Source organism: Corallincola platygyrae (genome assembly GCF_039544265.1).
Classification (GTDB): Bacteria; Pseudomonadota; Gammaproteobacteria; order Enterobacterales; family Neiellaceae; genus Corallincola; species Corallincola platygyrae.
Genome location: NZ_BAABLI010000008.1, coordinates 250,058 through 269,372 on the forward strand (window position 1 = coordinate 250,058; position 19,315 = coordinate 269,372).

Annotated in this window: 18 protein-coding genes and 1 riboswitch; of the genes, 10 read left to right on the forward strand and 8 right to left on the reverse strand. The window is 50.1% G+C overall.

Going from position 1 to position 19,315, the window contains the following annotated elements; genetic code table 11:
- From ABEA14_RS06770 to ABEA14_RS06795, 6 genes are all read left to right on the forward strand, one after another.
- Complete coding sequence (locus ABEA14_RS06770; RefSeq protein WP_345339135.1) at nt 1-435, forward strand: hypothetical protein; 435 nt, start codon at nt 1-3, stop codon at nt 433-435.
- Nucleotides 436-555: 120 nt separating this feature from the next.
- Nucleotides 556-1,341, forward strand: a complete 786-nt coding sequence (locus ABEA14_RS06775; protein WP_345339136.1) for a hypothetical protein — start codon at nt 556-558, stop codon at nt 1,339-1,341.
- Between the two features lie 602 nt (nt 1,342-1,943).
- Nucleotides 1,944-2,141 (forward strand): (2Fe-2S)-binding protein, encoded by a 198-nt coding sequence (locus ABEA14_RS06780; RefSeq protein WP_345339137.1) that lies wholly within the window; start codon nt 1,944-1,946, stop codon nt 2,139-2,141.
- 189 nt (nt 2,142-2,330) lie between these two features.
- Nucleotides 2,331-3,413 carry an AI-2E family transporter gene (locus tag ABEA14_RS06785; RefSeq protein WP_345339138.1) on the forward strand — a complete coding sequence of 361 codons (1,083 nt, stop codon included), beginning with the start codon at nt 2,331-2,333 and terminating at the stop codon, nt 3,411-3,413.
- 39 nt (nt 3,414-3,452) lie between these two features.
- Entirely contained in the window at nt 3,453-3,707 is a 255-nt protein-coding gene (locus ABEA14_RS06790) for a GrxA family glutaredoxin (RefSeq protein WP_345339139.1), read from the forward strand.
- Nucleotides 3,708-3,862: 155 nt separating this feature from the next.
- Nucleotides 3,863-4,747, forward strand: coding sequence for a DUF2167 domain-containing protein (locus tag ABEA14_RS06795; protein WP_345339140.1), 885 nt, complete (start codon nt 3,863-3,865; stop codon nt 4,745-4,747).
- Nucleotides 4,748-4,810: 63 nt separating this feature from the next.
- On the opposite strand, the gene ABEA14_RS06800 is transcribed toward ABEA14_RS06795, so the two are convergent.
- Nucleotides 4,811-5,710 carry a hypothetical protein gene (locus ABEA14_RS06800; protein WP_345339141.1) on the reverse strand — a complete coding sequence of 300 codons (900 nt, stop codon included), beginning with the start codon at nt 5,708-5,710 and terminating at the stop codon, nt 4,811-4,813.
- Between the two features lie 355 nt (nt 5,711-6,065).
- Between ABEA14_RS06800 and ABEA14_RS06805 the strand changes: the two genes are divergently transcribed.
- From ABEA14_RS06805 to yfaE, 4 genes are all read left to right on the forward strand, one after another.
- The gene (locus ABEA14_RS06805) at nt 6,066-6,425 is read left to right on the forward strand and encodes a group I truncated hemoglobin (protein WP_345339142.1); all 360 of its coding nucleotides are present in this window, start codon (nt 6,066-6,068) and stop codon (nt 6,423-6,425) included.
- Between the two features lie 146 nt (nt 6,426-6,571).
- Nucleotides 6,572-6,798, forward strand: a riboswitch (cobalamin riboswitch).
- Between the two features lie 170 nt (nt 6,799-6,968).
- A complete protein-coding gene (gene nrdA / locus ABEA14_RS06810; RefSeq protein ID WP_345339143.1) occupies nt 6,969-9,287 on the forward strand; it encodes a class 1a ribonucleoside-diphosphate reductase subunit alpha in 2,319 nt (772 codons plus the stop codon).
- Nucleotides 9,288-9,400: 113 nt separating this feature from the next.
- Complete coding sequence (gene nrdB, locus ABEA14_RS06815; protein ID WP_345339144.1) at nt 9,401-10,552, forward strand: class Ia ribonucleoside-diphosphate reductase subunit beta; 1,152 nt, start codon at nt 9,401-9,403, stop codon at nt 10,550-10,552.
- Nucleotides 10,549-10,830, forward strand: a complete 282-nt coding sequence (gene yfaE / locus ABEA14_RS06820; RefSeq protein ID WP_345339145.1) for a class I ribonucleotide reductase maintenance protein YfaE — start codon at nt 10,549-10,551, stop codon at nt 10,828-10,830. The genes nrdB and yfaE overlap by 4 nt, the downstream gene beginning before the upstream one ends.
- A 5-nt stretch (nt 10,831-10,835) precedes the next feature.
- Here the strand turns inward: yfaE and ABEA14_RS06825 are convergent, their stop codons facing one another.
- The 7 genes from ABEA14_RS06825 to ABEA14_RS06855 all read right to left on the reverse strand — a co-directional run bounded on the left by ABEA14_RS06825 (nt 10,836) and on the right by ABEA14_RS06855 (nt 19,311).
- A complete protein-coding gene (locus tag ABEA14_RS06825; RefSeq protein WP_345339146.1) occupies nt 10,836-11,405 on the reverse strand; it encodes a hypothetical protein in 570 nt (189 codons plus the stop codon).
- Nucleotides 11,406-11,516: 111 nt separating this feature from the next.
- Nucleotides 11,517-12,494, reverse strand: a complete 978-nt coding sequence (locus tag ABEA14_RS06830) for a hypothetical protein (RefSeq protein WP_345339147.1) — start codon at nt 12,492-12,494, stop codon at nt 11,517-11,519.
- 14 nt (nt 12,495-12,508) lie between these two features.
- Nucleotides 12,509-13,021 (reverse strand): hypothetical protein, encoded by a 513-nt coding sequence (locus ABEA14_RS06835; protein WP_345339148.1) that lies wholly within the window; start codon nt 13,019-13,021, stop codon nt 12,509-12,511.
- Between the two features lie 19 nt (nt 13,022-13,040).
- A complete protein-coding gene (locus ABEA14_RS06840; RefSeq protein WP_345339149.1) occupies nt 13,041-13,367 on the reverse strand; it encodes an antibiotic biosynthesis monooxygenase family protein in 327 nt (108 codons plus the stop codon).
- Between the two features lie 18 nt (nt 13,368-13,385).
- Complete coding sequence (gene malG, locus ABEA14_RS06845) at nt 13,386-14,276, reverse strand: maltose ABC transporter permease MalG (RefSeq protein ID WP_345339150.1); 891 nt, start codon at nt 14,274-14,276, stop codon at nt 13,386-13,388.
- A 2-nt stretch (nt 14,277-14,278) separates the two neighbouring features.
- Nucleotides 14,279-15,934: a maltose ABC transporter permease MalF gene (gene malF, locus ABEA14_RS06850; RefSeq protein WP_345339151.1), complete on the reverse strand. Its 1,656-nt coding sequence runs from the start codon at nt 15,932-15,934 to the stop codon at nt 14,279-14,281.
- A gap of 230 nt (nt 15,935-16,164) precedes the next feature.
- Nucleotides 16,165-19,311, reverse strand: coding sequence for an efflux RND transporter permease subunit (locus ABEA14_RS06855; protein ID WP_345339152.1), 3,147 nt, complete (start codon nt 19,309-19,311; stop codon nt 16,165-16,167).
- Nucleotides 19,312-19,315: the final 4 nt, after the last annotated feature.

Here is a 19,315-nt window from a genome sequence, read left to right on the forward strand (position 1 = left end):
ATGATTCGACTGTGCGTTCTTTCCGTTAGTTTGTTGTTCCTGCAAGGATGCTCCTTCCTTGTCGAAATAGCGCTCTTCAATAACAGCGACGAGCGTATAGAGATTTGTAACTTAAATATGCAGGAAAGGCTCTGCCAGCAGATCGATGCCCAAACAATGAGTAAGGTGGTATTGATGGGGGACAAGCCGTCGGAGCAACACCGATTCAGCATTGAATCTAAAGGCCGCATCGGAATATATGAGTTTGTGTTTGATGAGCCTTATCCCACCCATGCTTCAGACGTATATTGCGAAGGCCTAATTCAAAAGCAGTGTGATATACCTCTGCAGTTTGAGGTCAGTGGCGAACTTTATTGGGCAGGCAAGAAAGCCAGACTCCCAGTTGATAAGCTCCCACCCCAGCCAAAGGGATTTCCTATCTCTCCGAGTACCTAGCTACTTCCTTCAGTCACTTACCTCCCAAACGCCTGCAGAACCAAGAAGTGAACTTTTTGTTAATAAAAGGGCCAAAAACTCTGAATTGATAATCAGATAGCAACGTGGAACGCATTCAGAATGATGGCATGGAGGTTAAGTAGTAAGGCTATCTTCTGGTCGGTATTGATCCACGGTCTGCTATTGTTTCTGTTCAGTCGACTCTCGGTGCCTGAGTTTAAACCCGCACCGCCAGCGCCATCGATTGATGTGTTTGTTTATCATGCGCCGAAAAAGTCAGAGCCAGAGCCAGTCGTTGTGTCTGAGCCGATTCCCGAACCTGCCCCAGAACCTAAACGTTACCCTAAACATGAACCCCAACCTGAAACAGCGCCTCAAACTAAGCCAGTAGTTCGGCCCGCTCAGTTGGGTATTCCTGATGAAAATGAACTTGAGACAGCTATTGATGAACCTCCGGCAGAGGGATTGGTCGAGCTTGACGAGGAAATTACACCCCAGCTTGACGAGGAAGTAACAGCAGATCCTTTGCTACCGCCCGAGCCTCCACCCCCTGAGCGTGAAGATCCGGACTCGCCATTTGTTCGGCCGCCAAGAGCCGCGAGGGAGTCGCTGGTAGACAGGTACTCGAGCCGAGGTCGACTGAGAAAGCAGTTGGAGGCTATTGAAGGGCCTGTACAGCGAGAGCGTGAGTCCTCTTCGCTTTCGGTACTGCACCCGGAAGCGACACCGCTGGAAACCTTTGCGCCTGAAGAGGAAGAGGAGATGCCGGTAGTCGAAGTCGCTTGTGATGATTCGGTGAACAAGGGGGCTGCGATTCTTTCGGGCATCATGGGGGGCACCATACGTTGTCAGGAGCGTTCACTGGAGCAGTTTCTTAAGCAACGAAAAGCGGAAAGAGGCTATTAATTGGCATCATAGATGGTGTTTTGTTGGCGAGCGGCGCTGTCTTGGGCATCAAAAATCAGGCTTTCGAGGCAAATCAAACAGATGTGTGATGGGTGTTTATGCGGGTCGTTTTGTTGAGAAGTGTGCAGAGAGGTTTGCGGAGAAGTGTGCAGAGAGTTTTGCACATAGATTTCTCTTGAATTCAATGAAGCTTTAGAGGCTGTTTCGAGCGCATTTTTTGTGCCAGATTTTTAGCGAAAAGTTGCTGACAGGCAGCTAGCTTTGAGCACAAAAGTTGTCAATGGATTATTTTTAAATTAATCCTTACTGATTGATAAATAGCTATAAATTGATTTTTATTAACAGCAAATTTAATCCACAGAATCTGTGGGTAACTCAGGGAAAATTCTGTTTCAGTAAATAGATTCAGCGAGTTAGATGCGACGTTAATTTGGGTGATGAAGTGACTCTGAATGAGAGGCGGAATCAGGGGGATTAATCAGGGCCGTTAATCAGGGCAATTGCATGGCTTATAACCAATAATTGATCTAGATTAAGAAAATAGCATTGATAACGATTCGCATTTAAATTACATTTGCTCCTGCGTTTACAGGAGAACCTAAATGTTTGTTTGCATCTGCCATGGCATTACCGATACCCAGCTTAAGCAAGCCGTTGCTGACGGTGCTGAGCGTCTGGCTGATGTGAAACGTTCCCTTGGCGTTGCGACCCAATGTGGTAACTGCGCCTGCAAAGCAAAACAGGTGATTCAGGTGGCACTGGATGATCAGGCGGAGGCTCTTTACGTGAGTGCGGCTTAATCGCCAACGCTTTTTGTTTTTCGGTCTCCCTTACACCTTACTCCTTACACCCTTTCTTTCTCGCTACTTCACTATTCTTGATAGCCGTGGCCTAAGGCGTCAGCTCTCACTCCCATCGTATCGATGTTGTGACTGTCATAATCGCCGTTTATAGTGACTCTATCCTCCTGATCCCACAGGGAAGTTGCTGTGAACAGTGTATTTGAAGGCCGCTCGAACCGGATTGTCCTGCTGATCTTTCTTGGCATTGCCATCTATGCCAGTTACTACCTGATAGCCCCCTATATTCAGCCCATTCTTCTAGCCTTGTTAATTGGCCTGCTGACGGTGCCTGTGCATGATTGGTTGGTGGATAAACTCAAAGGCAGAAAGAACCTGGCTGCGGTGATCAGCTGTCTATTGCTTTCTCTGGTGTTATTGATCCCGGCGATATTGGTGATGGTGGCGATCTTAAAGCAGGGGATCAGTTACTCGGGTACGGTGCGCGAGTGGGCCACCGGGGAAAATGTTCACCAGTTGGTGGCTTCGCCTTGGGTGCAGAAGGTCAAAAACTTCCTGGGGCAGGTATTACCCCATGATGTATTGGAGCCAGAATCGATTAAGGCCCAGGTACTGGCTGCCGCCAGCGGTGTGGGTAAACAGTTTGTAGGCATCTCCACTTCTATGCTGGGCAGCATTACCAACTTCCTGCTCAACTTTACCCTGATGCTGTTTGTGCTGTTTTTTGTACTGCGCGACCATGAAAAGCTGATCAGCTTTTTCCGCCACGCGCTGCCTCTGTCTCGCAGTCAGGAAGATGCGCTGCTGAAAGAGGTGGTCGATGTCAGTAAAAGTGCGCTGTTGGGGTCGTTTTTGACTGCGGTGACTCAGGGTTTTGTGGGCGGCATTGGTTTGGCGCTGGCTGGGTTCCCGGGGTTGTTCTGGGGCACCATGATGGCCTTTGCTTCCTTGATCCCGTTTGTCGGTACCGCCCTTATCTGGCTACCTGCGGCCATCTACCTGTTCGTTACAGGTGATACTGGATGGGCTATCTTCATGTTGATATGGGGTGTTGTGGTGGTGGGCTCCATCGATAACTTCCTGCGTCCGCTGTTTATGCAGGGCGCGTCGATGAGCACTGTGGTGGTGTTTTTCTCACTGCTGGGTGGTTTGCAGGTATTTGGGTTGATCGGTTTGCTGTACGGCCCGTTAATATTCTCCATCACACTGGTGCTGTTCCACCTGTATGAAAAAGAGTTCTCCCGCTTTTTGACTGATCAGGACAATCGTTAAGCTGTCCATTGGTCCTAACTTTTTGTTAAAGAGGTGAATATGTTTGTGGTTATCTTTGGTCGTTCCGGTTGCCCTTTCTGTGTCAGAGCTAAAGAGCTGGCAGAGAAGCTCACTGAAGAGCGCGACGATTTCAAATTCCGCTATATCGATATCCACGAAGAGGGGATCAGTAAAGCGGATCTGGAAAAAACCGTGGGTAAGCCGGTAGAAACCGTGCCTCAGATCTTCCTCGACCAGGAACATATCGGTGGCTTCACCGAGTTTGATGCGTATGCCAAAGAGCATCTTATGTAGCCGCTCTCCCTAACCTGCCGATTTATTAATCAAAATCAGGTTTATTAGCACATCCTTGGCGTAGATTGTCCCGTCTGCGCCATGGAAGTGCGCGATGCTCATCGTTTTCACTTCTCTGTCGCACCGATACTCACAGATGTTTAAAAGGAATTGTGATGAGATTATTGCGTGCGCTTACCTGCATTATCTGTTTTATCCCGCTGCTGACCTGGGCCGAAGAACCTGATCTTTCAGAACAGGAGATGGCTTATCTGGCCCAAAGCATCGAGCTTTGGCAATCGATGGACCGCCAGACCGGCGAGATCCTGCTGCCGGGCAGTATGGCTCGATTGTCTGTACCTGAGAACTTCTACTATCTGGATCCACAGGACTCAGAAAAAGTACTGGTAGATATCTGGGGTAACCCGCCGGGCACCGGGGCGTTGGGGATGTTGTTCCCAGCAGAAACGACACCGTTTGATACTGACTCCTGGGGCGTAGTGATCAGCTACGCGGAAGATGGTTACGTATCTGACGAAGACGCATTCAATATCGATTACGACGAACTGCTCGAAGATATGCAGAGTGATACCCGTGAAGAGAGTAAAGAGCGTGAAGCGGCGGGTTATGGCTCTATCGATCTGATTGGTTGGGCGGCACGTCCTTACTATGACCAGTCTCGCCATCAGCTCTACTGGGCGAAAGAGCTGGAATTTGACCATCATCCTGACCATACCCTGAATTACAGTATTCGCAGTCTGGGGCGCAAAGGCGTACTGGAGATGAACTTTGTGGCGGGTATGGAGCAACTGGACGAGATCAACAGTAATCTGGAAAGTGTACTGACCATGGTGAATTTCGTGGAAGGCCATCGCTATCAGGACTTTGATTCTTCGGTAGATAACGTCGCAGCCTACGGCCTTGGTGCGTTGGTGGCCGGTAAGGTGGCCTCTAAAACCGGACTGCTGGCGGCGGGACTCCTGCTGCTGAAGAAGTTCTGGTGGCTGATTATTGTTGCGATTGGTGGTTTGTTCCGCGCGATTACCGGCAAGAAAGACTAGTTCGCTAAAGCCTCAGCAAAAGCCGCATCCAGTGATACTGCATGCGGCTTTTTTGTCTCTGGTTTACTCTGTTTCGGGAATAGGTTCAAAAGCCAGCTTGATGATTTGTACTGCTTCAACCAGCGGGTCCAGGAACCAGTGACGCAGATAGAGATAGGCAAAGTAGAACAGAGACAGGAAGAACGCGATCAGGCCATAGATAACAAACTGGTAGCCAATGGGGAGACCGTTTTCATCCAGTAGATGTTGGTTCTGCTCTGCCAACTTTTCTTTCAGGTCCCGCAGCTCGTCCAGTGACAGGTTAAGCAGCTCCAGGTCGGCTTTGATGCTGGTATTTAGGGCTAACAGGCGATCTGTCAGCTCTTCTAACTGCTCAACTTCTATGGCCTGAACCCCATCTTCAATCATTTTCGCAACCTCACCGCTGAGTAGGGCGACTTCGCCAACTGACTGATTTATTGAATTAACCAAGACGCTCAATGCATTGTTGGCTATCGCATTCAGCAGAGGTTTTAGAAAACCGAATAAGCCAAACAGGGCATGGGAGACCTGGTGAGCCGTATGCACCAGCTGATCTGTTTCGCGTTTTACTTCATCCAGCGCAGAGTTAATCTTGGCTGCATCTGCTTTAATCTTTGCCCATTCGGCTTTGAACGTGTCGTCAATTATCTGTTTGTCTTTCTCTACTTCCAACTTCACTCGGTCGTAGATTAAAACCCATTGTTCTTCGACTTTCTTAAGCTCTTGGATACCTGAAAGTTGCTTAATGTTGTCTTCGATCTGGTGATAGGCACTGCCGACCAGTGCCGAGTCCTTTTTGACGATGGCGCCGTAGTGTTTGGCCCCTTGGTGAATATGAAATATAGCCATGGCCACACATGCCAATATCACCAGCGGCATAAACACCATCATCAGTTTTGAAATACCGTGTATCAGTCGGAAGGATCGTTTGAAAATGGCCATATCCATCTGCCTTGAGAAAGGGGTCCAATCCTGAGCCTAGCCACTGGAGAGTGGATTTCGGTCGGAACTGATGCTTACTGGCGCGTTGTTTGATTGGGCGCAAGCTTGGTTACGGTTAAGCAGGGTGGGGCTGGATGAAGCATGGAAGTGCGCCAGACTTAAAAGTTTGGGTTGCGGTTTTTGGCTTCGGTTTTAGGTTTCGGTTTTAGGGCTAGATTGCTATCGTCATGAACTCGTATTGGCTAATGCTTTTTGTGTCTACTCGGCGGCATGTCTTGGGCGGGGCAGAATTGCCAAGGAGTGCTATAACTTTCTAGTACCGTTCAATACACGCACGAAAAGTAAGGAGTCTTTGATGACGACTTCACTCTATGAAAGATTGGGTGGTACCGAAGGCATCACCCGGATCGCCAGCGATGTAGTAGATAACCACTGTACTAACCCCCGAATCTCCAAACGATTCGCCAACGTCGATATTCCCGCGTTGAAAGCCAGCGCCGCCGCATTTTTTATCACAGGTACCGGTGGCCCTCAGGTATATGAGGGCCAAGATATGGAAACCGCCCACACCGGAATGAACATTGACGTCGAAGAGTTTGTTGCGGTTTTGGATGATGCTTTAGCGGCACTGCAGAAAAACGAGGTAGGCCAGCGCGCTCAGGAAGAGGTGCTGTTTGTGCTTTACAGCATGAAGGGCATGATAGTGCACCAGTGATTTCTGCTTGTTCTGACAATATTCGGCGGTGGTTGTGTGGCTGCAGATCCACACATCACCGCCGATTTTTTGCCCGACCTTTGTGCAACAAATCACCGTTCTCTCATTTGTCAGACACAATATGTTGACCTAAATCAATTCTTAAACCACTATATGTGCCGAACGGTTCCTTAGGACTCTTTCTACAAAGAGACCGCGGATTAATAGGGAATGTGGTGCGTAAGGTGGAAAACAGCCACCCAAACTAAGCCACAGCTGCCCCCGCAACTGTAATTGCAGAGCCATGTTCTTTAGCCACTGGAGTCCCCTCTGGGAAGGCGAACAAAGGCAACGACGCAAGAGCCAGGAGACCTGCCGTGAAGAGTGCTTCGCAGTCTTTTTATCAGCACTCAACTTCTGAATAACCAAACATCGGGCGGGGTGATCCGGTGTGTGGCTCGACCATGCTCGGTACCTGGCCCAGACACAAACGTTGGCGCCCGATCATTTGCATGGCTGGCGTCATACCTTCCCCCTGCCTTGTCGTTAAAGGAGCTCGACAAGGTGAACAGCAAGAATATCTCTGTAGCGAAACGAAGTGGCCGCCATGAGCCATTAGATCTCGATAAGATCCACAAAGTACTGACTTGGGCCGCCGAAGGTCTGGATACGGTATCTGTGAGTCAGGTCGAGCTGAAAGCCCACCTGCAGTTTCATGATGGCATTACCACCACGGAGATCCACGAAACCCTGATTAAGTCGGCAGCGGATCTTATCTCTGAAGAAACCCCTGACTATCAATACTTGGCTGCTCGCCTGGCTATCTTCCACCTACGCAAAAAGGCCTATGGTCAGTATGCGCCGCCATCGCTGTACCAGCATGTCGGTCGTTTGGTTGACCTGCAGCGTTATGACGCCCAGCTGCTGCAGGATTACAGCATGGAAGAGTTCACCTTGATGGACAGCTTTATCGACCATCAGCGAGATCTGACCTTTGCCTATGCTGCGGTGAAACAGCTGGAAGGCAAGTATCTGGTGCAGGACCGGGTGAAGGGCGAGTTCTACGAGAGCCCACAGTTCCTCTATCTGTTGATCGGTGCTTGCCTGTTCGCCAATTACGACAAAGCGATTCGCCTGGATTATGTGCGTCGCTTCTATGAGGCGGCATCAACCTTTAAGGTCTCTTTGCCGACGCCAATTATGGCGGGTGTACGCACCCCGACTCGCCAATTCAGCTCCTGTGTATTGATTGAGTGCGGTGACTCACTGGATTCCATTAACGCGACGACATCGGCGATTGTGCGTTACGTCAGTCAACGTGCGGGCATCGGTATTAACGGTGGTCGTATTCGTGCATTGGGCTCGCCAATTCGTGGCGGCGAAGCCAACCACACCGGCTGTATTCCTTTCTTCAAACACTTCCAAACCGCAGTGAAGTGCTGTTCTCAGGGCGGTGTGCGCGGCGGTGCTGCGACCCTGTTCTATCCGCTATGGCACCTGGAAGCGGAAGAGCTACTGGTGCTGAAGAACAACCGGGGCGTAGAAGAGAACCGTGTCCGTCATCTGGATTACGGGGTGCAGCTAAACCGTTTGATGTACCAGCGTCTGCTGCAGAATGGCGACATTTCTCTGTTTAGCCCATCAGATGTGCCCGGTCTATATGACGCCTTCTTCGCCGATCAGGATGAGTTTGAGCGTTTATATACCCAGTATGAGCAGGACCCTGCGATCCGCAGTAAGAAGATAAAAGCGGTTGAGCTGTTCTCGCGTCTGATGCAGGAACGCGCATCTACCGGTCGTATCTATATCCAGAACGTTGACCACTGTAATACCCACAGTCCATTTGACCCGGCCAAGGCGCCTATCCGCCAATCAAACCTTTGCCTTGAGATCGCTCTGCCAACCACGCCACTGCAGGATATCAATGACGAAAACGGTGAGATCGCGCTGTGTACACTTGCAGCCTTCAACTTGGGCGCGCTTGAATCACTGGATGAGCTAGGCCCCTTGGCCGACCTGCTGGTACGTGCACTGGATAGTTTGCTGACTTACCAGAACTATCCGGTTCCTGCGGCTCGAATCGGCTCGCTGAGCCGCCGTACTTTGGGTGTCGGTGTCATTAACTACGCCTATTACCTCGCCAAAAATGGCGCCAAATATTCAGATGGCAGCGCTCTTGGCCTGACGCACCGAGCGTTTGAAGCGATCCAGTATCACCTGCTCAAGGCGTCCAATCAGCTAGCGCAGGAGCAGGGCGCATGTAGCGCCTTTGCCGACACAACCTATGCCAAAGGCGAGTTGCCCATCGACCATTACAAGTCGGATGTTGATAGCTACTGCAATGAACCTTTGCAGTGTGATTGGGAAGGACTGCGTGCTGATATCGGCCGTTGGGGCCTGCGTAACTCGACACTAACCGCATTGATGCCGTCGGAAACCTCATCTCAGATCAGTAATGCCACCAACGGTATCGAGCCACCCCGGGGCTTTGTCAGCGTAAAGGCATCAAAAGACGGGATCTTGAAGCAGGTGGTACCGGATCTGACCAAGTACCGCGAGCAATATGAGTTGCTGTGGCAGATCCCCAATAACACCGGCTACCTGCAACTGGTGGGCGTGATGCAGAAGTTTGTTGATCAGGCGATCTCGGCCAATACCAACTATGACCCGGCCAGATTTGGCGAAGGTAAGGTACCAATGCAGCTACTGCTGCAGGATCTGCTGAGTGCCTACAAGTGCGGTCTGAAAACCCTCTACTACCACAACACCCGTGATGGTGCGACCGACAAACATCTGAATAACGAGCTGCCGGTGGGCACACCGGAGACCACGGTCGTGGAAGCGGAAGATGACGGCTGTGAAGGCGGCGCCTGCAAGATTTAGATGTGATTAAAAGAAATAAACCCCCTCATCCCAGCCCTCTCCCCTAGCTTTTAGAGAGAGGGGAGAGGGGGCTTTAAATGAACAACGATAAAAACAGTATTGGATAACCTGTCATGGCTTATAAAAGCTTTAACCAAAACAAATTTGAGACCTTTAAGCAGTCGATGTTTTTCGGTGAGAACGTCAACGTGTCTCGCTATGATCGCCAGAAATATCCAGTATTCGAACAGCTGATAGAAAAGCAGCTCTCTTTCTTCTGGCGTCCGGAAGAGGTGGACCTCTCCTCTGACCGTAAAGACTTTGCTGAACTGCCGGCTCATGAGCAGCATATCTTCCTGAGCAACCTGAAGTACCAGACCTTGCTGGACAGTGTGCAGGGACGTTCCCCCAATATGGCGTTTTTGCCTTTGGTGTCATTGCCTGAAGTGGAAACCTGGATCGAGACCTGGGCATTCAGCGAAACCATTCATTCCCGTTCTTACACCCATATCATCCGCAATATTTTGCCGGAGCCGGGCGTAGTATTTGACGACATCATCAATAACCCGCAAATCGTCGCGCGTGCCGAAGCTGTATCGCAGCATTACGACGATCTGATCCTTTATGGTCAGCTGTATGCTGCTGGAGGCGAGGGGAGCTATCAGCTACCAGCTCAGAACCTATCCGAGCAATCCGCAGAGACGGAAGTGACCCTGTCCGATCTCAAACGTAAGCTTTATCTCACCCTAGTGTCTGTCAATGTACTGGAAGCAATCCGCTTCTATGTCAGCTTTGCCTGCAGCTTTGCTTTTGCCGAACGCGCCACCATGGAGGGCAACGCCAAGATCATCAAGCTGATCGCCCGCGATGAAGCGCTGCATCTGACCGGTACTCAGCACATGCTCAACTTGCTGGCCAGTGGTCAGGATGATCCGGAGATGGCCGAGATCGCCAAAGAGCTGCAACCGCAGGTAATCGAGATATTTAAACAGGCCGCGGAGCAGGAAAAAGAGTGGGCCGAATACCTGTTTAAAGACGGCTCCATGATTGGTTTGAATGCCGATATTCTGGGTCAGTATGTTGAGTTTATTACCAATGAACGCTTGCAGGCCGTTGGTCTCTCGCCCTGCTTCCCTAACAGACAGAATCCGCTGCCATGGATGGATAGCTGGTTAGTGAGTGATAACGTACAGGTGGCACCGCAAGAAGCGGAGATCAGCTCTTATTTGGTGGGTGCTATCGACAGTGATGTTGATACCAATGCGCTGGCGGGATTTGAGCTATGAGCGAATCCAGCACCGCACTGAAAATCGATACGTTGTTTCTGGCGGAAGCGGCAGCGGATAGCACAAGCAAGTACGCACCGACGCTGTTGCAGCAGATGGAAGCCGAAGGGGTTGAGGTGGCTTACCAATGCCGGGAAGGGTATTGCGGTCGCTGCCGTTGCAAGAAGTTATCGGGGGAGGTGACTTACCAGTCGCCCCCCATCGCTTGGGTCAATCCAGACGAAGTACTGCCCTGTTGTTGTGTGGCAAAAACAGATGTGGTGATTGAGCTGACTTAGCTTGATTAACCTGAGTAGCCACAATCTTGTTCGAAGTAGATGTAGCCAATCCAAGTTGTTACGTGAAACAACGGAATATTGGATGCAAAGAATGCATCGTTCACTTTGCTCCAGTGGGCTGCTTCTGCTTCGTCAGCCACGTTGATCTGATGTGGTTCCTTCATGTGGTCGGTGAGGCTTACCAGTAATCTGTGGTTTGGCATTACCTGGCTCAAATGGCTGCGCATTTCTGGCAATTCACTGCGGTAAGCCAATTGGAATTCCCCCTGCGCTTCAGAGCAAGCCAGTGCAACCTCCGCCTGCTCAACGAGTGATTTAAGAAGCGGGTAGATGTGCTCAACACATTGGTTGTAGCGACCAAAAAAGGCTTTGCTATCGGTTTCCAGCCCCATTTCAGCAGCCATCTCATTAAACTGATTTGGCTCGACACCGCCGCAATATTGTCGCTGTGCACTTTCGTAGTTAGAAACTATCTGTTGGGTCTCAGGAGAGTATTGAAATGCGGAAGATGCCAAGGGCATAAGGCCTAACACTGTGCTTATGAGCTTCGCTGCCCAGAGATAAGTCGCCTTCATTGCGAATCCAAATATAATCAATTAAAGAGACTATTATCAGATAGTTACGTCTATTTTATTTTGCTTGGAATCAACCAAAAGTGAAATGCCCTACCGGAGTACTAGTTGTTCTTAGGCTAGAGGGAGCGCAGTGTTTTCAGCTCGGCATTCTTTGTCATGCAGCTCCATCACTCTCTTGGCTTCCGCGATTATTTCAGTGGGCCCAAACTGCGCAATATAGTGACAGGCTGCAAAGTGCTTCGCTTTCGCTTCATACTCGCTTACCCATTGTTTGCGTTCATCCAAACGTGATGGGTTAACTGGCCAAACACCAGGTACTGGTCTTAATCGGTCGACACCTATACGCCAAGGCTTCGCGGTCAATCTGGCGCGAAAGCAGTGCTGGTTTTTACACATCAACATATAGATATCATCTGTACCAAGTGCTGCCATTAAGGTTTTGGCTTCCTCACTGGCAGGAGCAAACAGCTGGTTCATCACCAGTACCCGATAGCCCATTGGCGTCTGATAGAGCCTCAGGTGAAGGTTGGGATTGGCCACTGCGACTTGTTCTATTTTCTGTCGAGCAAGGTCAAACGGATCAGGCTTGGATTTGGCCATGATGAGATGAATCCATTCGGCGACGGTGGTGGTCATGCTGATGACCGCAATGACAACAGCCAGCAAAAGCCACCAAGACCAGTGCAGCACCAAGGCAGTGGCTGCCAGTGCTGCAAGTAGGAAAAACGCTGCTTTTTGTTCACTGAGACTCACACCGGTTTTTACATCAATATCGGCGAACAAGACGTTAGGCGTGTTTAAGCATCGTGCGCCATAGGCATTTCGACTAACCACCACGTCGCCATGTATTGCCAGTTGCTCCTCGCGAATAGGTAGCCCTTCGGCACCGTTATAGGAGACTTTATGGTCAACACGTCGAACGGTGCCTTCTTCAAACAGCTCTGCTTCCGCCTCTTTGAGCCGCTGTGCTGCATGTCTCTGAGCATCGGTTTCACCCGTGTCGGACCATCCGAACCGTTTCAGTGTGAATGACTTACCATTGATGCGATGGGCAGACTTAGCCTCCGCCCAGTATTTTGGAACCAGCATGTATTTAATCCGTGTCAGGTTTTTCTTTGTATGTCGACTAGAAGCCGCAGGATTGCGCGGCATAGCAGTGGTTCAAGGTCTTCAATTGAGAAGTTTGGTGTGAGATGAAACAGTGAATTCAGGTGTATCACCTTTGACCAGTAATGTGGCCACGGCATTTTTTCTTTTGCCTTGGCGATGTATCGAGTTTTATTGCTGATCGGGTGGTAAAGGCGCGCATGAACCGTCACTTTTGGACGCCACATGAGGGGCATGGCTCCTATGCCCAAGTCTAGGGCGCATAGCGTTCCCCCCTGCAAGTGGGGGATGGCAAAATCGATTGCCAGATCATGCTTGGTGATATCCCTGAATTCAGTTAGCTCAGGTAGTGAGATGATTTCAGCAAATCTATCTCGGGTATCTGCGGCCAGATCGATGCTGTGCATGCAGCCCCATTCATCGATAGCAGGTTTTATCGAATCGCGAGGAAATACGCGTATTTGACCAAGAAATACGCGTTGTTCCGCTTTGCTAAAGAGTCCAAACATAGATCTATGAGCTGGGTTGTTAAACCGCAAATGGTCTGCGTTGCAGATAGTCAGTTTCGACTTCCATCTCATAAAGCGTTCGCGTGGCTTCGATATTCAGCGCATCTCGCATTTTTTCGCGTTGAGCTTCGTACTCAGGTGTCATCTCGACCACCTGTGCTTCCTCAAAAGTAGCGCGATCTGGCCATTGGGCATAGGCGATCAGCTCACCGTTTTTGTTACGGTGCAAACGAGAACCCAAGCTCCCTTTCAGCAAGTAAATCCCCTGTGTCACCTGAGGCCAGGCATCGAGAAACTGCTCCTCGCAACCCGGCTTCACCACAAACTCGTACATCACAACAAACATAACTGCTCCCTGCTTTAGTTAGCCTTTTACACTGCCTGAAGTCAGGCCTGAAATCAGCCATTTCTGGCCAATTAAGAACACGGTTGTGATCGGCAGCGCGGCAAATATTGCTGTGGCGGCAAAGTCGCCCCACATTTGGCCGTAGGGTTGATAGAGGAAGGACTGCATCCCCAGCGCCAGCGTGTACTTGCTCTCTGTAGTTAACATCAAACTGGCTAAGATGAACTCGCCGAAAGCACCAGCAAAGCTCAGTACAAAATTCACCACCAAAATGGGGACACTTAGAGGAATAATGATATAGCGAAGGATTTGCCAACGGTTGGCACCATCCATAGTGGCAGCTTCCTCTAGTGCTGGATCCAGCGACTCGATGTAACCCTTAATCAGCCAGACTTCACCAAGCACGCTGCCCACATAAAGCAGGATCAGAGCGCCGTGGGTATCAAAGCCTAATGCGGGCACATAGTAGCCCAGCTTTTCTACCATAATCCGTATCGCCACCATGCCGGAAAACGCGGGAAACAGGCCAATAATCAGCAATGCCATTAGTAACCACTTACTGCCAAAAAACTTAATTCGGGCAAAGGCGTAAGCGGCCATAGAGGCAAACAGCAAGGTAATGGTAGATGTAGCCAAGGCAATTTTTACCGAGTTCCAGGTCCAAAGCAGTACCGGGAATTTATCGAACACAGCTTGCTCTTGTTCGGTCTGGGCGATGCCAAATACCAGTCGCCAATGTTCAAAGCTGATGGTCTCTGGGATCAGTGGCCCATTCAGCAGGTTGCCAGGACGGAGAGAGACCGAGACCATCGCCAGCAAGGGATAGATCAGACCGGTAATAAACACTGCCAGAAACAGGTAGGCCAGCCAGACTTTGATATTACTTTTTTTACCTTCAACCATGGCCATAACTACACCTCCACTGCTTCACGTGATTTTGTTTTTTCCCGAGTCAGCCAGAACTGCCATAGGCTGATACTGGCGATAAACAGGAATAGGTAGGCCGACAATGCACTGCCCAGTCCGTAGGCTTCGTAGCCGAGGGTATGGCCTTTGACCAAGCCGTAGATGTAATGGATCAGAAGTTGAGTATCGCCAATTTGCGCGCTGACATTCTCCATCATTGGTCCGCCAGCGGTTAGCAAGAAGATCACATTGAAGTTATTGAAATTAAAAGTGAAGGAGAGGATCAGCAAAGGCACTATCGGTTTAATGATCATGGGCAGGGTGATATAGCGCAGTTTGTACCAGGTGCCCGCACCATCCATATTGGCCGCTTCATAAAGATCTTCGGGTATTGATTTCAACATGCCCATACACAGCAGCATAAAGTAGGGGAAGCCCAACCAAAGGTTAACCAGCAGTACCTGCAGTTTTGCCAGCCAGGGGTTGTAGTACCAATCTAATTTAACGCCAAACAGGTACTCTAGCAGCGCGTTGACCTCGCCAAAGTCGGTATTGAACATGGCGCGAAAAATCATGATTGAAATAAAGCCGGGGACGGCAAAAGGCACAATCAGCAAAGTCCGAAGAATTCTTTGCCCTTTAATCCGGTGCCAGTTCAGTATCGATGCCAGCAGCATGCCCAAACTGAACTGCATCAATACCGTGAGGAATGCGAAGCTAATGGTCCATAAGGTAATTTTCAACAGTGCCCAGCGCTCTTCTGCCATACCAAACACGTCCAAAAAATTGGCAAAACCGACTTGGGTAACGAAGCCCGGTGTCACTATGTCATCGGTAAAGTCACCCTTTTCATCCAGATAGGCAAAGAACCCTGTGTCGTAATTTGCCTGAAGATAACGGTTCGATTGTTTGTCCAGTAACAGGTCAGTGGATCTGTCTGGTAGAGGTAAGTTTGTGTCTGAAGCGACTTCATACTGGGGTAACAGCGGCAAGAATTCTCGCATGCCCAGCATGGAGAGTGGCGCTTCGCCCTCGCGGGTTAATCGCAGTTGTTTTAATGCACTGCGCACCTTGATTACATCGCGCATTTTTAACGCTTCGTTTGGTGGCGATTCGCTCGTGGCCTGGAGTGGTAACTCCATCAACTGCGCCAATTCGTCATCTTTTGGCTTATCGGGCAGGTTAAATGGCGCCGTAGCAAACTGATTACCATGTTTGTCTTTGAGAAACAGTTGGTGCTGCTCACCCACGGCGTGAAGGCTAAACCGCAACCGTTCCGCTTTTTCAGCGTATGTTTGCTCCAGCAGGTAGCTCACCGTGCGTTCATAAGTGAGCAGGTTTTTACTGCTGTAGTTGGTAAAGGCGATAGTGACGGAATAGACGATGGGGAACAGCATCAGCAGGAATACCAACACCATGGCGGGATAGATAAAACGCCAACCGGTAGCGGCTTGGTCATAGAGCAGATAGGCGCTGGATAGACCAAGTATCAGTGTGACGATGGCGATGGCGTATTCGCCCATTGCATAGAGATGTACCAGGGCGTAGGCGACAGACAGCAGAATGCCGCCAGCGAGAAGAAGTACAAGAAATCGTTTGAAAGATAATGAGTTAGAGGATGAGTGAGGGGAAGACAGGGTCATAGAGGTTGATATTGTCATAGCTTTCCTTAGTGACATTTGAGCGGCCATTTCAGCCTGCTCAGGCTTATTGTTATTAATTTGTTGCTAAAACATACGCTGCCAGAAATATTTGAGCAACCGCTTGTTTCAGCTCAAAAATGTGATGTTTGTTAAGGAAAATATGTGAGTAGAGTCGATGAGAGGAAAAAACAAAACGGCGCTCTGAGCTAACTCAGGGCGCCGTTTTATCAGGGGCGTGGTGTTACAAGCTAGGGCTCTGTTACCACGGTATTCGATGCGTCATCTTGTTTTGGAGAACGGCGATACAGTCCAAACAGTTTGCGGAAGAGATTGCCGATATCCTGCAGCATCAGGTACATGCAGGGTACCAACAGCAGGGTGATGATAGTGGCAAATATCACCGCAAAGCCCAGCGCGACAGCCATTGGAATCACGAAACGTGCCTGTAGGCTGGTTTCGAACATAATGGGCACAACGCCAGCAAAGGTAGTGATGGAAGTTAGTGTAATGGCGCGGAAGCGCGCACATCCCGCCTCAATTACCGCTTGTTTAACACTCATGCCTGCACGTCTTGCCTGGTTGACGTAGTCCGTCATTACAAGACTGTCGTTAATCACAACACCGGCGGCAGCAATCAAACCAAAGGTCGACATAAGGCTCATATCGATACCAAACCAGAAGTGGCCCCAGATGGCGCCAGTCAGACTGAATGGGATCACCGACATGATAATAATTGGCTGAGCGTAGCTCTTCAGCGGCACGGCCAGAAGCACATAGACGATCAGCATGCCCGCAATAAAGAACATCATCTGTTCGTTCTGTTGGGCTTGCTGCTCTTCGACGGAGCCGCCAAGCTCGGTTTTAATGCTTGGGAACTGCTCTTTCATCTGAGGCAGCATGGTTTCTTCGATGATTTCGACGACTGCATTTGGCTCGATCTTCTCTTCATCGATGTTGCCCCATACGTAGACGCTACGGAAACCACCTTCACGACGGATGTAGCTGATACCCGGTTTTTCATCCAGATAAACCACATCGCCCAGCATCACCTCTTCGCCACTTGGCGTAGTGATCACAGCATATTTAAGCTCAGCAAACTTCTCTCGGGTTAGTTTGGGGTAACGCACCATCACGCGCACCTCTTCACCATCACGCAATACACGCTGAGCCTCGCCGCCATAGAAGCCTGCACCCACCTGACGGGCGATAGACATCAGGTCTAATCCGAGGTCATAGGCAACCGGGCTCAGGCGAAGCTGCACTTCCTTACTGGCTGGGTCGATGGTCGAGCTGATATCAAACAGTCCTTCCTGCTGTTGCAGCATGGAAATAAACTGACGACCAGCGGCGTTAAGCGTTTCAAGATCAGCACCAAACAGCAGGTAACCGAATTCGCCATCGTCACGACCACCATTAACATCATCTTGAACCGTGAACGATTTCATACCCGCAATAGGCGGGATTGCTTCGCGCCAGCGACGGGCCAGTTCGAAGGTGTCGTAAGGACGCAGTTCTTCATCTACCAGAGGCGCTAGAATGCGGCCTTCATCTCTCTCTTCGTTGAATGCCAGGACGTCACGGATCATGCCTTGGCCATGCTCTGCTATCGTGTCCGCCTCGATCTGCATAATCACAGCTTCGATGGTCTGGATCGCATCAATGGTTTGCTGGTCCGACACGGTTTCGTTCATCTCGATTGAGACACTGGGGAAATCGTGTGGGACTTTAGGGCTGGGAACAAAACGTACGTGGTTGGCTTGCACCAGGCCAAAGCTGATTACCAGCAGGGCGACAAAGCCGAAAAAGACGGTCCAGCGCCATTCGGTACACAGGGTAACAAACTGTTTGTATGGCCCATTTACGAAGCCAAAGAAACGCGTGTTGAAACGATCACGCCAGCTGCCTTTTTTCACCGGGGAGAAGTTAGTGTGTGCCAGGTGAGCAGGCAGGATCAGCTTAGATTCGATCAAACTGAACACCAGACACAGGATCACCACCACGGCGATAATGTAGAAGAAGGTGCCCTCTGGCCCGGATGACATCACAAATGGGGCAAACACGGCAATGGTTGTGAGTACGCCAAAGGTTGCTGGTGTTGCCACCCGTTTAGCCCCTCTAACGACACTGTCAACGCCCCCTCCACTTCGTTCAATTTCTGTGTATGCGCTTTCGCCAATGACGATGGCGTCATCGACCACGATCCCGAGTACCATGATGAAAGCAAACAGCGACAGAATATTAATGCTTACCCCAAATACCGGCATCATCATGATGGCACCAAGGAAGCAGAGCGGCAGTCCCAGCATCACCCAAAACGCCAGTCGGAAACGCAGGAAGATGGTAAGCATCAGAGCGACCAGAATAGAACCCTGAAGCAGGTTCTTCAGCATCATGTCGAGGCGGCCGTTGAGGTAATAGGTGAAGTCCACCAATACCTTAATCTGCATACCTGTGGGTAACGTCTTGTTGCGCTCTTCGATATAACGTTTTACTGAGTCCGCGACAGGAATAATGCTTTGATCTTTGGTGGCGCTGACCGACATGTAGATGGCATTTTCACCTGAGTAGCGGAAATAGTGCTCACCCTCGGTAAAGTCATCCTGGATGGTAGCAATGTCTTTTAGAAGCACCTTGGCGCCATTGGCACCGATCTTAATTGGGATATTGCGGAACTCTTCGCCGCTGTAAAACTGGTTTTCGATACGCACCGATACAATGCCGGAATCTGTGCGTAGCTGGCCTGCAGAGATATTGGCTGAATAGCGGCTGATAGCAGCACTGACATCTTCCATGGTCAGGTCATAACGGCGCAGTGCCTCAGGCGGGATCTCTATCGCGATTTCATCTTCCGGCGCGCCAAAATAGACCAAGGATACGTTACCCAGCTGGAGCAGCTCGTTCTTAACCTCTCTGGCAACGGGTTTCAGCTCGGTCAGCGGGTAGTCACCGACCAATGACATCTCAATTACTTCCTGGCGGAACTCCTGCTGGTAAACCGTAATGGGTTCCATTTCGGCAGGAAATGAAGCGATACCGTCAATGCGCAGTTTTACTTTGTCCAGCACTTCGGGCAGGTGAGCATCTGGATTGATCTCCAGCGTGACAGAGCCGGAGTTTCTGTGCGCGCGAGAGATGCTGCGCTTAATCTCGGTAACATCTTTCAGCGCTTCATCAATCTTGATCAGAATGCTCTCTTCAATTTCCTGAGGAGAGGCACCTCGGTAGGTTGCTTCCGCGCGAATGTAGTTGCGTTCGATGTTGGGAAACATCTGGCGCTGAATCGTAAAGTAGCTGATCACACCCATGATAAGGATGAAAAACATCATCAGGTTGGCAGCCACTGAGTTGTTGGCGAAATAGGCGATCAGGCCTTTCTTCGAGTCTATCTCTGACATAAGA